The sequence below is a fragment of the Streptomyces sp. NBC_01451 genome (assembly GCF_036227485.1).
Taxonomy (GTDB): Bacteria; Actinomycetota; Actinomycetes; order Streptomycetales; family Streptomycetaceae; genus Streptomyces.
This window is the reverse complement of record NZ_CP109479.1, coordinates 5,442,073-5,455,912: the sequence shown is the minus strand read 5'-3', so window position 1 is coordinate 5,455,912 and position 13,840 is coordinate 5,442,073. Positions and strand designations below refer to the sequence as shown.

Here is a 13,840-nt window from a genome sequence, read left to right as displayed (position 1 = left end):
CGAGCGGCGCCCAGGCTCGCCCCATACACGCGTCCGCCAAGCTTCTCACCAGGCACCGACAGCGTGACCATCACAGCGCGGTATCCACCGCGTACGCCGCCCGCAGCTCATCCGCCACCCGCTTCGATGCCGGGGGCCGCCCGCCCGCAGACCGGGCCTTCGGCTTTGGCTCAGGGGTCGGAATCGGCTCAGGAGACGCGGGCTCGGGATCGCCTTGATCCGCGCCTTCCGAATCCGTCTCGCCGCCCTCAGCAACACTCGGGGGACCATCAAGCGGTGAGTCCGGGCCACCACCCTCGACGATCTTGACCTGGTCCTCAAGCAGCTTCTCGAACGACGGAGACAACGCTTCTTTGGCCGCATCCGGGGTACCGCCCGCAGTAGTCTGCGCGATCAACGCCAATCGCGCGTCGGCCGGCACCAGCCCGGCGGACTTGAGCAACGACCCGCACGTCTTGGCCACGGCGCCGAGCGTCGGCCTGCCTTCTGGAGCATGGGCCAGCATCGAGGTGATCAGCGGCTTGAGCCCCTCCGGCACGCCACTCAGGTCCGGGCCGATGTCAGGGTTCGCCACCTGTACGGCCACGGCCTCCCACGCCGCGCCGTCGTACGGATAATGGCGGGCCGCCGCATACAGCAATACCGTCCCCAGCGCATAGACATCTGCCGCCGGTGTCACCTTCGGATTCCCGCTCGCCTGCTCCGGCGGCATGCAGCGCACCGTTCCAATGATCATGCCGCTGTGCGACAGGGACTCCTTCGCGGCGTCCATGAACGCGCCGAGCCCAAAGTCGATGATCATGGGACCTTCCTTGCCCATGATCACGTTCTGAGGCTTGAGATCCCGGTGCAGCAGCTCAGCGGCATGCACAGCGCTCAGTCCCTCGGCAAGCAGCACGCCGAGGCTGGCGACCAGCGGCAGCGGGAGGACACCGTCCTCGTCGACGCAGGACAACAAGGTGCGCCCTGCCACGTACTCCATGGCCAGCCAGGGCCGGTCCGCGAACGGGTCGGCGTCCAGGAAACGCGCCACCCTGTTGGTGCCGATCACCGTGCGCGCTATCAGCGCTTCCTTCTCGAACCGCGCACGCGTGAGGGGATCCAGCTTGTCGCTCCGGATCAGCTTCACCGCCACCGGGTCACCGCCCGGGGTGTAGGCGAGGTACACCTCCCCCATTCCGCCCGAGCCCAGTTCCTTGGCCACGGTGTATCGGCCGATCCGCTCGGGCGTCCCCGTCATCTTCTGTTCAGCACTCCTCATGCATGCCCATACAGCCACCAGTCCCAGTCAGGCTCCGGGGCGCCTATCAAGCGTAGTCGCTCACGGTCTGGGCCATGGGCTGTCGTGGCTGGATTCGACGCATCACGAGTTCGAGGCCCTGATCAAGGAGTAGCTGGGAAACCATCGATCACCACGAGCCGTTCGTCATAACGGTCCGCGAGCCCGTACAGGACCGTCTCGACCGTCGCCGGCCAAGGCCAGCGGTGACTCCCGCGCACCAGCACCCGGCCATCCGCCAGATCCAGCACGACTCTCACCTTTCCCTTCCCGGCCGGCCTGGCATCCCACGCTGACATCGACCGACCTGATCGACATCTCGTTGTCAGTGACGGCTGCAACCATGCCGCTACGGATGAGAACGGACGAGAGGGGCAGCAAGAGTGGGGAAAGCAGCACAACGCCGATGGGCCGGACGACCAGAGCAACGGCGTCGGCGCCCTATCTCCTTGACCTTCTGCGACGTCGACTACGAGCGCGGTTCCCGCGCTCACGGACGCGGCGTCGCCGCCGCCCCACCCGAGGGCTGGCTCATCGGCCGCTCCGGGCTGGTCCACGCCGACTTCGACGGCGAACGCCTCCGGATCACCGGGGACGAACTGATCACCGGGCCGCACCCCGCAAGCGCCCTGATCAACGCGCTCCACGGCAAACAGCTGGTCGTCGGGCACGGCATCCTCACCGCTGACCTGCGGGCCGCCGCCATGGTCACCCCGATCCCCAGCCAGCTCCTGGACCGCACGATCGACACACTCGTCTTCGCCCACCGAGTCCGCGGCGGCCCCTTCCCCAACGGCTGCAACCTTGACGACCTCGCGAAGGAGAACCTGGGCGAGACACGGCGCAAGCTCCGCTTCCCCACCTCCGCCCCTGGCCTGCGGCCCGGCGCCACAGGAATGTCGCCCGACCGGCACGACGCCGACCCGCGTGAGGACGCCGCACTGGTCGCCCGGATCTGGGAGGCGATGGTCACCACCCGCACCCTCGCCTGGGGACCCGGGAAGCCGTCCTGGACACACCACGATGGCGACACTCGCCCAGGCGCCCCCGCCGGCTCCGCGAACCTCGGCATCGAGCACATCGCCGAACTCACCGGAGACCAGCCCCAGGTCGAGGCAACCGAATGGGCCGACCGCATCCGGGCGGAGGGCCTCATCATGCGGCCCACCGTCCCGAGCAGAGATGCACTGGTACTGGCCAACCTGGCCGCCGCCTACATCCCTGCCCCCGAGCCGGTCCGGCTCATCGCCGACAAACTCCAGGACGCAGGCGAGATCCCTGCCGACCGAGTTCTGAAGGCCGAGGACCTCTACATGGCCTGCCAATATCTCGGCGTTCAGCAGAACACGGACGTCCGCCACCGCAGCTTGACCGGCAAGAAGCTCACCAAGCCCCTGCGCGAACCCGTTGCATGGGCCCTCTGGCAGCACACCCACCCTGAGTGGACGACCGCCTACCGCCTCGCACGGCGAGAATCAGAGAGCTCCGCGACCGGCTTCATCCGCTTCGAGGAGCTCAAGAACGACCGCGCACGCATCCGCGGACGCCTCGGCGCCCTCGTCGGCTGACCGCTACGGTGGTCGAGATGCTGAGGGCCGCGGGCTCTCAGAAGTGAGGCCAGGTGACCCGGGGCATTACCGGGAGCCGGGCCTCGCGCTCTGTGCGTCAGCCTCTGCCGTGGGGCATGCACGGGTCCGGATCTCGACGACGGCCAAGTTCAGCCGACGCCGACACCGGATGGACGAACCGGCCCGAGACACGCAGCTCTATGGGCCTCAACACCCCGTTACAAGAGTGGCAGGGCGATATCGAAGGGGCATGACGTCCCAAATCGCCAACAGCATGCCTTTCGCGCACCTGACCACGGAGCACTCCGAGGCACCGTCCGAGCCGCTTCCTGTTCGTCGCCGGCGCAGCCGCCGCCAGGACTCGCTTCGGATCTCCGCCCTTGCCTATGAGCACCTCAGCGACAGCGGCGCGGCGCTCGAAGCCACTTACCAGATGATGCGGACGATCCAGAACCTGCTCGGCGCGGACGATTTCAGGAGGGCACTGGACTTCTTCATCGCGGCCTTTGGCCCCCGGACCCCAGAACAGGAGGAAAGGAATTCTCTCTTTGATCGCACTCCGCACCGAGAGATGCGAGCCGCCGACAAGCACCTCGGGGAAGAACGCAGCGAGGAACTGAGCGTCACCTATCAAATGATGTATTGCATCGGGCACATGCTCGAAGACGAGGGCCTCACGAAGTTCCTCGATTTCATCGAAGCCGCCTACATCGCACCCATGAGAGATACGTACGCTGCCTGAGCGCACGAGGTGCGGATCGCCTCGGCGGCCGACCTGGAGAAGGCGGGGCCGCTGATTCGGCGGGCGTTCGAGGCGGCCTGACGCAAGCGGAAGGGCGGCTGGTGCATCGGTTCCTCGATGTACCAGCCGCCCTTTGGCGTCTGCGGTCCGTCGGCCCTGGTCTGGTCGCTCTCATGCTCATGCCTCCGGCCCGGCCAGGACGAAGTCGTCCTGGGTCAGAGTGTGTTGCGTTGCCTGCAACAGTCGCTGTTCTGCCACGTCGGCGTAGTGCGAGGACAGCTCGACGCCGACGAACTGCCGGCCCTCGCGCAGGGCGGCGACGCCTGTCGAGCCGCTGCCCGTGAAGGGGTCGAGGACGGTGCCGCCTTCGGGGCAGATCTGCACGAGCTGCTGCATGATCTCGACCGGCTTCTGGGTGATGTGGACGCGGTCCTTGCGGGGCTGAGAGGCGATGAAGTGGCCAGGCAGGTAGAGGTCCCGGTCCTTTTCGAGGCTGCCCTTGACGCCCCAGGTGATGAACTCGGCCGACTGCTTGAACCCGCCCTTGCGAGGCCGGCTGGCGGGCTTGATCCAGGGGATCGTGCCGCTCCAGGTCCAGCCCGCCATCTGCAGGGCGTCGCTGGTGGTCGGCTCCTGTCGCCAGTCGGAGAACACCATGGCGACGGAGTGCTCGGTCGCGGCCCGGTACGCCTCGGTGAGCAGCGCGGTCAGCCAGCTTCGATAGCTCCGCTGGTCGCGGTTTTCTCCGGGGAAGTTCTGCAGGTCGTGCGCCGATCCGCTGGTGACGTACTTGGCGCGGGCGGTGCGGCCGGTGCGGTCCGAGCTGGTGCGTCCGCCGGAGTTGTACGGGGGGTCGGTGATGACGGCGTTGACGCTCTCGTCCGGGAGGGTCTTCAGCACGGTGAGGGCGTCGCCTCGGTGCAGCGTGTAGCTCATGTGCGGGGCCTCTTTCAGGGCACGACGGGACTGGGCCCGCTCCGGACGGCGGTCAACATCGGCCGTTCGGAGCTGGGTTGCGCCGGAGATTAGCCGCGATTTTCGGCCGCGCCTAACGAGCCCGTGTCGTACTCCGGGCCTGGGTTCGGCGGTCGTTTGGTGCGGCCGGAATCCCGATCTACTGTCTCGCCGTGTCACCGAGGCGGAGCCCGGCTCCACCCCCGCTGACCTGTGCTGATCCGTGTTGCCGCGTCCAATAGCGCGGTCCGGAGGGCACGTTGGCCCCCCGTTCCCGAAGCCGTGAGGAGACCCGGTGCACCGCCTGAGATTACAAGCGCGGCCGGCTGCCGCACATGACCTGAGACCGGCGTCCGGGAGCTACCAACTCCCCTGACCCGGGCCCGCCCTGAGAGGCGGATTCACATCGGCGCGGTGCCGACGGCTTTGCACGAGAAGTCGGCACCGCGCCTCCTACGAACCGCGAGGAGCCGCTGCGATGCAGCACGCCCTGATACGCCCACGCCCTGACCCAACTCCGTTGCCCGGCCGGGCTGTCCGCCCCGGCGAACGGCAGCGGCGATGAAGAAGACCACCGGAACCGTCGTCGGTCTCGTCGCCACCGGTCCACTGCTGCTGGCCGTTCCGATCCTCGGTATCGCGGCCGGGAGTGCCTCGGCTTCCTGCTCGACCGGCGGTGCACAGGCTGTGGATACCTCGGCCGTCGCCACTCAGGTGAAGGCGATCCTGGACGGCAGCGGCAAGGAAACGGTCTCCGTGCCGGGCCTGGACGACCCGGCCGAGCAGGTGCCCAACGCCAAAACCATCCAAGCCACCGGTGTCGCGATGAACATCCCGGCCCGAGGCCAGATCATGGCCCTGGCGACCGCCTTGCAGGAGAGCGGCCTGCGGAACCTGACCTACGGCGACCGCGACAGCCTCGGGTTGTTCCAGCAGCGTCCGTCGCAGGGATGGGGCACCGCGAACGAGATCCTCGACCCGGTGCACGCCTCGACGAAGTTCTACGAGGCGCTGGAGAAGGTCTCGGGCTGGCAGTCCCTGTCCGTCACCCAGGCCGCCCAGGCGGTGCAGAAGTCCGGCTTCCCCGAGGCTTACGCGAAGTGGGAGCCCCTGGCCACCGCCTTGCAGCAGGCGATCGAGCCGCTGCTGTCGACGGCCGGCGGCACGTCGCCGAGCCCCTCGCCATCCGGCTCGGACAGCACGGCCAGTCCTCCGCCGAGCACCGCGGGCGGCTGTACGACCGGCGGGGACGGAACCGACTTCGGAACCATCCCGCCCGGCGCGATGCCGACCGGATACAAGATCCCGGCAGACGCTCCGCCCAAGGTCCAGACGGCGATCCGCTGGGCGCTCGGCCAGCTCGACACTCCGTACCAATGGGGCGGGAGCTGCACCGACTCCCACGGGCCCGACCCCATGGGCCGCTGCGACTGCTCCTCGCTGATGCAGCAGGCATACAAGGCCGCCGGAGTCACCCTCACCCGGACGACGTACACGCAGGTCAAGGAGGGCAAGCCGGTGTCGGTCGACGCTCTCCAGCCCGGTGATCTCGTCTTCACCGAGGGGACTGCCGAAGTCCCGGAACACGTCGGGATGGTCGTCGGCCAGGGCTTGATCGTGAACGCCCCACACACCGGTGACGTGGTCCGCCTCGCGACCCTCGCGTCCTGGAAGCCGCAGATTCTCGCGGCCCGCCGAGTCGTCTGACCGGCGCTTCTCCCCTCCCCCCTTTCCTTGCACCGCCGCTTCGCCGCCTCGGGCTTTGGCGTGCATTAAATCGAACTGGAGTTCTCAATGTATCTCGCCGACAAGGTCGTCCAGCTCGCCTACGACCCCGGGATCAAGCCGAACGATGGTGGCCTCCCCGGCTTGGCGGTCCTCAAGCAGGTGATGGGCTCGATCAACCTCTTCGGGATCATCGGCGTAGTCGGCGCGCTTGCCGTCAGCGCGGGCGTGTGGGCCTGGGGCCATCACTCCGGCGGTCACCAGGCCGAGGCCAGCGGCAAGAAGGGCGTGCTGGTCAGCGCTGGCGCGGCCCTCCTGCTGGGTGCCGCGAACGGTGTGGTGGCGTTCTTCAGCACGCTTGGGACGCAGGTCCACTGATGTCTGACCGCTCCACGAACCCCGGCGGCGCATCTCGTGTGCGCCGCCGGGCGCTGCTCGGTACCGCTGTCCTGGTGGTGCTCGTCGCCCTCGCCGGCCTGGCCGCTTACCTCACCCGCGACGGCAGGGCCTCCTCCAAGGCTCCTGCACCACAGGTGAGTTCGGCTTCCCCCTCCTCCCCGACCGTTTCTGCTTCCGCCTCGTCACCACCGCACGGGAGCCGCAGCGCCCTTCCCGTTCCCCCGTCCACGCACGATCCGATCAAGTTCGGGAAGGCGGCAGCCGCAGCGCTGTGGTCCTACGACACCCGCGCGTACTCCCAGCATGAGCTGCTGGCTGCTCTGCACGGGTGGCTGACCAGCGAGAGGAAGTACGCCGACACCGCCTCGGTGGACGCGCTCGTTCCCTCGCGCGTGCTGTGGAAGGAGATGGCCGCCAACGGCCAGTTCGCCACCGCGACCGTGAACGAGGCGCACTTCCCCGACTCGTTCACCCAGGCCCTGCAGGCGGACCCGGGGGCGATCACGACCGCGTACGTCTACGCCGTGACGGTCTCCGGCAAGCAGTCGATCGCTTGGAAAGGCTCGCCGCACGGCGGCGCGGAGAACCGCGTCACCACCCTCGCGGTCCAGTGCCGTCCCTCCCAGCCCTGTGCCCTGGCCGGTGTCCTGCCGGCCGTCGCGCCCTGACCCCCACCCCAGAAAGGAGGTACCGCCATGGGAGTCTGCGACCTTCCGCTGATGAACACCGTCTGCGACACCGTCGACTTCGCCACCAACCCCGCCGGGACCGTCACCGACGGCATCGGGGCGTGGATCGCGAAGTCAGCGGGTGAGCTGGCCGCCAGTGCGGCCGACCTCGCCGCCAAGGCCGTCAACGAAACCACCGCCATCGATCTCAACGCCGGTTGGTTCCGGGACAACTACGAGCTGCTGTTGCCCATCGGCCTCGCCTTGACCGTCGGCACGTTCTGCATCCAGTTGATGTTCGCGGCCTGGCGACGGGACGAACGCGCCCTCGCCCAGGCCGCGATCGGCACGATGACCGGCGTCCTCTTCTCCTTCTGCGCCGTCGCCTTCACCTCCGTGGCCATCACGGTGGTCGACGCCCTTTCTGACGGCCTGTTCCAAGCAGCCAACAGCTCAGTCGACGATGCGATCCGCCGCGTCATCAAGGTCAACGAGTTGGGGGCGATGTACGGCCTCGGCTGGGGCGTCCCAGCCCTGGTCGCTCTCGGCTGCGCGATCGGCGCGTTCATGTACTGGGGCGTGATGGTCGCCCGCAAGGTCGGCGTCCTGATCATGGTCGCCCTCGCGGTCTTCGCCGGATCCGGCGGCGGCTGGGAGGTCGCCAAGCGCTGGCGGCGGGGCTGGATCGAGGCCACCGCCACCCTCGTCGTGTCGAAACTGCTGATGACCGTGGTCTTCCTGATCGGCGTCTCGGCGATGGGCAAGTCCGATCCCGAGGACGGAATGGCCGCCCTGTCCGACGCGATGGCCGGCATCGTCGTCATGGTCCTGGTCCTGCTCTGCCCGTACGCCACCTACAAGTTCGTCCACTGGGCGAGTGACGGCGGCGGCCACGACGACCTGCACCGCACCGGCGTCGCCGGCATGGCGGTCGCCGCGGGGGCCGCGAAGACCGCGGGCAGCCTCGCGATGCAGGCCGGCACCGGCACTCCTGCCCCGCAGGGGCCGAGTCAGGTCCCGGGCGCGGGCAGCGACGGCGTTGCCTCCGGCATCAACCCCTCCGGGGGCAACCTGAGCAAGGAGGGCATCGACGCCGGACCGCCGAAGCCGCAGACCAGCTTCCGGTACGGCGAGGACACGAACGCCTCCGGTGACAAGGGTCGCGCCCTGATCCAGCGCCCCGGCATCCCCGCGCTGATCACCCGGCCCGGCGAGGCCGAAACGGGAGGCTCCGAAGGGGGCACTCCGGGTGCTGACGGCGGCTCCGCCGCCCAGCCCGCTGGTGCGTCGGCTCCGGGCAGCAGCTTGACCCGGGCAGGTGCCGTGTCGCCCAGCGGTCCTGCCGCCCCGCCGCCGCCCTCCACCGGTCCGTCGGCGACCGGCTCCCCGACTCCGACGAGCTGGGTCTACCCCAACCAGCCTCCGTCCGGGTCCTGACCCACCACCCAGGGGGCGGGCTGCATCCCTCCAGCCCGCCCCCTTCCCCCGACCACCCGAAACGGAGTCCTGCCATGACCTCCAGAAGAGCGCCGCGCCTTCCGCCCCTTCCCGCCCGTTCCCACTGTCTGGAACCACCATGTCTGACAACCCCCAGGCCGAAGCCACCACGGCCACCGTGAAGTTCCCGCACCGCAGCAGGCGCGGCATCCTGCTCGGCCTGACCGCCCCGCAACTGATCGTCGTGAGCCTCACCGGCCTGCTCCTGCTCGCCGTCATCCTCACCCGTGGCGTGGTCGGCGCCCTCGAACTCATCCCCGCTTGGGCCGCCATCGCCCTGCTCGTCTTCGTTCGCTACCGGGGCCGATCCCTGGCCGACTGGGCTCCGATCGTCACCCGGTACGTGCTCCGGCGGATGCGGGGCCAGTTGATCTGGCTCGCCCGGCCGTCCCGCCGCCCGGTGCGCGAAGGAATCCTCCATCTGCCCGGTACCGCCGCCAGCCTGCGCGTAGTTACCGCCCCGGACCGCCGGTACGGCGCGGTCCACAACCCCCACACCGGCACGCTGACCGCCGTCGTAAAGGTGTCCTCCCACGCCTACGCGCTGCTCGACCCGGGCACCCAGAACGCCAACGTCAACGGCTGGGGACGCACGCTCGCCGCTCTCGCCCGCACCGGCCAGGTCGCCCGCATCCAGGTGATCGAGCGCACCGTCCCGGACTCCGGCGACGCCCTTCGCCGGTACTGGGAGGAGCACGGCCAGCCCGACGCCCCGGTGGCCGGCGCGATCTACAGCGAGCTGATCCAGAGCGCGGGCCCGGCCGCGGCGCCGCACGAGGCGTACGTCGCGGTCTCGCTGGACGCCAAGGCCGCGCGACGCCTGATCAACCAGGCCGGAGGCGGTCTGACCGGGTCCTTCAGCGTGCTGGCGCAGCTGACCTCGACCTTCGACCAGGCCGCGCGCACCGCCGGGCTCAACCCCACCGGCTGGCTCACCGCCCACGAGATCGCGGCCGTCGTGCGAACGGCATACGACCCCAAGGCCCTTGCCGCACTGGACCGATGGTCCTCCTCCGGGCGTCCCGAGGCCGACCCCGCCGCTGCCGGCCCGGTCGTGGTCGTCGAGAAGTCGGACCACATCGCGACCGACTCCGCCGTCCACTCCACGTACTGGGTGGAGAACTGGCCCCGCACCGAGACGTCGGCAGGCTTCCTGCACCAGCTCCTGTTCACCGCCGGGGTGCGCCGCACCTTGTCGCTGTCGTACGAGCCCAAGGGGCTGGACGCCGCTCTGCGCGATGTCCAGCGCAAGAAGGCTTCGGTCATCGCAGACGCCTCTGAGCGCGCCCGGCGCGGCCAGGTCGACTCCGAAGCGGACTCGATCGAGTACCAGGACATCAAGTCCCGTGAGCGCCAGCTCATCGCGGGGCACGCGGATGTCGCCCTGACCGGCCTGCTGACCGTCTCGGCCGACTCCGAGGAGGAGCTTCGTTCCGCCTGCGCGGTCGTGGAGACCGCGGCGGTCGGCGCCCAGCTCGACCTTAGGCCGCTCACCTGGCAGCAGGCCGAAGCGTTCACCGCCGCCGCCATGCCGCTGGCACTCGCGGCCTGATGCCGGCCCTCCTCCCTTCCGAAAGAGCACCCCCATGTCCCGCACCGCCAGCCCGACCGCGCAGGACTTCGTGCCCTTCGCCACCGCCGCGCTCGACTTCCACCGCGCGCTCAACGTGCCAGGCGGTCCTCTCGTCACCACCCGCACCGAGCTGGACGCCCTGCACGCCCACCTCGTCTCGCTGCACGGCCTGCTCGACGCCCACGCCACCCGCACCGGCCAGCTCGTGCCGATCGAGGGCGACCAGCTCCGCGCCGCCCGCACCCGGATCTGGCAGGCCGCCGACCACGTCCACGCCGCCTACCACGCGGCACCTCGCCCGGACTCCGGCGAGGTCCCCGAACGCGAGGCGTGCCAGGCCGGCCTGCCGGAAGGCGCACCGGAGCTGACCATCTGCCAGCGCCACCAGCGCACCGCGCACCTGGTCCGCCGCCGCACCACCCCGGCCGACCTCCACGCGCCGTTCACCGGCCTCGTCCGCCACTGACATCTCTGCCTTCCGTCTGGAGAACGTTCATGCCCCGCACCCGCGCCAGCGCCTCCCACCTGTTCGTCCCCCGCAAGGCATCGCGTGCCGAACAGCGAGCCGCCCGCGCCGGTTTCGCCGAGGCCCGCCGCCAGGCCCGCCTCGCCGGAACCCCGCCCAAGCGCCGCAACGAGGAACCCCTCGACCCGGAGCTGCGGCCCACCTATCCAGCGTCCGGACGCCCCGGCTCCTCCTCGGCACGCGGCGGCAAGCTCAGCCTGCCCGCCCACCGGATGACCACCGCCACCGTGTCCGGGGCCTATCCGTTCCTCGCCGAGGGCGGTCTGGGCGCGGAGGGCATCTTCATCGGGCGCGATGTCCACGCGGAGGCGGCGTTCTGCTACGACCCGTTCTCGCTGTACAGCAGCGGCCGGATCGAAGGGTTCACCAATCCCAACGCGGTCCTGGCCGGGATCATCGGCATGGGCAAGTCGGCGCTGGCCAAGTCCATCGCGACCCGGGCGATTGCGCACGGCTACCGGGTCTACGTGCCGTGCGACCCCAAGGGCGAGTGGACAGCCGTCGCGCAGGCTCTCGGCGGCTACAGCATCGCCCTGGGCCCGGGGCTCCCGGGCAGGCTGAACCCTTTGGATGCTCCGGCCCGGCCCGCCTCGGTGAGCGAGGGCGACTGGTCGACCGAGGTCCGCAAGCGCCGTCTCCTGCTCCTGGCCGGCCTCGCGCGCACCGTGCTGAAGCGCGATCTCCAGCCGATGGAACACACAGCCCTGGATCTCGCGCTGGACCTGGTCGTCGCCGAAGCTGAGGCTGGCGGCACTGTGCCCCTGCTCGGCGAGATCGCGCACGCCCTCGGCTCGCCTGAACGCCTCGATCGTGCCCTCGGCGACCAGGCCGGGCGAATGGGGCCCGCCGCGCAGGACCTCGCGCATGCCCTGCGCCGTTTGGTGCACGGCGACTTGAGCGGCATGTTCGATGCGCCCTCGACCGTGGCCTTCGACCCGACCACCCCGATGTTGTCGATCGACCTCTCCCGGCTCGGCGGCTCGGGCGACGACACCGCGCTGGTCCTCGCGATGACCTGCGCGAGCGCCTGGATGGAGTCCGCGCTCGCCGACCCCGATGGGGGCAGGCGGTGGGTGATCTACGACGAGGCATGGCGTGTGATGAGGCATGTCGGCCTGCTGGAGCGCATGCAGAGCCAGTGGAAGCTCAGCCGAGGTCTCGGTATCGCGAACTTGATGGTCATCCACCGCCTCAGCGATCTGCTGAGCGCGGGCGACGCCGGCTCACGCGGCCGGGTACTGGCCGAGGGCCTCCTCGCCGACTGCTCCACCCGCATCATCTACCGCCAGGAGTCCGACCAGCTCGCCGCCGCCGCGTCGCTGCTCGGCCTGACAGGTGTCGAAACCCAGGCCGTGTCCGCTCTGACCAAGGGCCGGGGTCTGTGGAAAGTCGCAGGTCGGAGCTTCATCACCCAGCACATCCTGCATCCGGCCGAGCGCGAGCTGTTCGACACCGACGCCCGCATGTCCGCCAAAAGCGCCGAGTTCACGCCTACTGACGGATTCTCAATTCCGCTGCGGCTCCGTGAGGTGCGGTGATGAGTCTACGCGGGGTCGCGGGTTCCCGGTCCGGGCTCGTCCCCGGTCTCGGGTTCGGTGTGCCCGAGAACGCCGCCCCACCCCAGCGCCACCCGACGACCGGCCCGGCCGCGAGTCCGGACAGCGGCGCACCGGCCACTGACTGGAACGACCGCCTCGCCGCAGCCCGAACCGAGGAGTTCACCGGCCTGTTCTACGAGGCCGTTACGGAGGACTTCGGCGCGGTGGCCCGCCTGCACCAGATGCTCGAAACCGCCTCCGAGTGGTGTCGCTCCCACGGTGCCCGAAGCCGCGCGTGCGAACTGGACGCCATCGCTGACCGGTTGACCGACCTCGGTGAGGAACTGCATCTCGTGGGGGAGAACGTCGGCCACGAGATCCGCTCCCGGTCGCACCGAGCGGCAGCAGCAGCAGCCAGCCTCTCGCCAGCGGCGTCGGCCCGGGGAACTTCCCCCGGCCAGCAGAGCGACGCTCCGGCTCCCGTCTCATCGTCCACCGCGCGCTCGCTGCCGCGTTCGCGGTGAGGCACCCGTACAGGAACAGGAACAACCATGCCCACCTCTCCCGACTCCTCCACCTCCCCTGACAGCCAGCCGCAAGACACCAGCGAACAGGCGGCATGGCGGGTGCGCGTCCAGGCCCTGGCCTCCGCCGCTGACGGCATCAGGCAGGCGTCAGACCGATGGGATGCCGTCTCGGACTCGTACTGCGACGAAGACGGCTGGCCCGTCGACGAAACCAGGTACGCCGACGGCAAGGTGGCCAGGGACGCCGCCGCCTGGGAGCACGTCGAGACCTTTCTGACCCACGGTCCCGAAGTACTCGCCGGTGTACGGGCCACCGCACAACCGGCCGACTATCTTGACGGCGCGATCAGCGCCGACCTGCTGCGCCTGCGGGGGATCGACTCCGTACTGGCGCGGGCGGGTGAGATCCGCCGCGAGTGGGATCAGGTCATCGCGCTCATGGAGGGCTCCATGCCCGGGTCGCGGGAGCTCTACGAGGAACGAGCCCGCGAGATCCGCAACTCCGAAGGCTGGCACTACGCCGACGAACTCGGCTACAGCGGAGCGGCGTTGGCCAGGGCTGCCGATCACCTGACCGACCGGATCGGTGTCGCCCAGTCTGCGCACACCGGGCGTGTCCAGGCGGCCCTGGCCCGATCCGCCTCCGGCCAACGTGGTGCCTCTCCCACTTCGCCGCCCGCCTCGGCGGCGTCGGACCCCTCTGCCGCGCGCCGCTCGCGCTGACGCCTCTAGCACCGACTTCCGGCGAGGCCAAACCGCCATATCGCCGGATCCTCGACGAACGCCACTACCCCTACCAGCCCCCGCCCGGCTGCGGCTTCCCGCGTCGGCCGCTGGGGACGAC

Annotated in this window: 14 protein-coding genes; 11 read left to right on the top strand and 3 right to left on the bottom strand. The window is 69.8% G+C overall.

The window, feature by feature from the left end; genetic code table 11:
- Positions 1-70 precede the first annotated feature (70 nt).
- Positions 71-1,240, bottom strand: a complete 1,170-nt coding sequence (locus OG595_RS23935) for a serine/threonine-protein kinase (RefSeq protein ID WP_046704348.1) — start codon at positions 1,238-1,240, stop codon at positions 71-73.
- Between the two features lie 143 nt (positions 1,241-1,383).
- Positions 1,384-1,530 (bottom strand): hypothetical protein, encoded by a 147-nt coding sequence (locus OG595_RS23930; protein ID WP_157876507.1) that lies wholly within the window; start codon positions 1,528-1,530, stop codon positions 1,384-1,386.
- Between the two features lie 198 nt (positions 1,531-1,728).
- On the opposite strand from OG595_RS23930, the gene OG595_RS23925 reads away from it, so the two are divergent.
- Complete coding sequence (locus tag OG595_RS23925) at positions 1,729-2,847, top strand: hypothetical protein (protein ID WP_046704349.1); 1,119 nt, start codon at positions 1,729-1,731, stop codon at positions 2,845-2,847.
- 250 nt (positions 2,848-3,097) lie between these two features.
- Positions 3,098-3,589 carry a hypothetical protein gene (locus tag OG595_RS23920; protein ID WP_046704350.1) on the top strand — a complete coding sequence of 164 codons (492 nt, stop codon included), beginning with the start codon at positions 3,098-3,100 and terminating at the stop codon, positions 3,587-3,589.
- 177 nt (positions 3,590-3,766) lie between these two features.
- On the opposite strand, the gene OG595_RS23915 is transcribed toward OG595_RS23920, so the two are convergent.
- Positions 3,767-4,525 carry a DNA-methyltransferase gene (locus OG595_RS23915; protein WP_046704351.1) on the bottom strand — a complete coding sequence of 253 codons (759 nt, stop codon included), beginning with the start codon at positions 4,523-4,525 and terminating at the stop codon, positions 3,767-3,769.
- Between the two features lie 579 nt (positions 4,526-5,104).
- Here OG595_RS23915 and OG595_RS23910 point away from each other — a divergent pair.
- From OG595_RS23910 to OG595_RS23870, 9 genes are all read left to right on the top strand, one after another.
- Complete coding sequence (locus OG595_RS23910) at positions 5,105-6,250, top strand: C40 family peptidase (protein ID WP_046704352.1); 1,146 nt, start codon at positions 5,105-5,107, stop codon at positions 6,248-6,250.
- A gap of 87 nt (positions 6,251-6,337) precedes the next feature.
- Positions 6,338-6,646 carry a DUF6112 family protein gene (locus tag OG595_RS23905; RefSeq protein WP_046704353.1) on the top strand — a complete coding sequence of 103 codons (309 nt, stop codon included), beginning with the start codon at positions 6,338-6,340 and terminating at the stop codon, positions 6,644-6,646.
- Positions 6,646-7,335: a hypothetical protein gene (locus OG595_RS23900; protein WP_046704354.1), complete on the top strand. Its 690-nt coding sequence runs from the start codon at positions 6,646-6,648 to the stop codon at positions 7,333-7,335. Before OG595_RS23905 ends, OG595_RS23900 begins: the two co-directional genes overlap by 1 nt.
- A 27-nt stretch (positions 7,336-7,362) precedes the next feature.
- Positions 7,363-8,772, top strand: coding sequence for an SCO6881 family protein (locus tag OG595_RS23895; protein WP_046704355.1), 1,410 nt, complete (start codon positions 7,363-7,365; stop codon positions 8,770-8,772).
- A 139-nt stretch (positions 8,773-8,911) separates the two neighbouring features.
- Positions 8,912-10,384 (top strand): SCO6880 family protein, encoded by a 1,473-nt coding sequence (locus tag OG595_RS23890; RefSeq protein ID WP_046702677.1) that lies wholly within the window; start codon positions 8,912-8,914, stop codon positions 10,382-10,384.
- 34 nt (positions 10,385-10,418) lie between these two features.
- A complete protein-coding gene (locus OG595_RS23885; RefSeq protein WP_046702676.1) occupies positions 10,419-10,871 on the top strand; it encodes a DUF6238 family protein in 453 nt (150 codons plus the stop codon).
- Positions 10,872-10,900: 29 nt separating this feature from the next.
- Positions 10,901-12,469 carry an ATP-binding protein gene (locus tag OG595_RS23880; RefSeq protein ID WP_046702675.1) on the top strand — a complete coding sequence of 523 codons (1,569 nt, stop codon included), beginning with the start codon at positions 10,901-10,903 and terminating at the stop codon, positions 12,467-12,469.
- Entirely contained in the window at positions 12,469-12,993 is a 525-nt protein-coding gene (locus OG595_RS23875) for a hypothetical protein (protein WP_329275193.1), read from the top strand. Before OG595_RS23880 ends, OG595_RS23875 begins: the two co-directional genes overlap by 1 nt.
- A gap of 27 nt (positions 12,994-13,020) precedes the next feature.
- Positions 13,021-13,719: a hypothetical protein gene (locus OG595_RS23870; RefSeq protein WP_329275190.1), complete on the top strand. Its 699-nt coding sequence runs from the start codon at positions 13,021-13,023 to the stop codon at positions 13,717-13,719.
- Positions 13,720-13,840 lie beyond the last annotated feature (121 nt).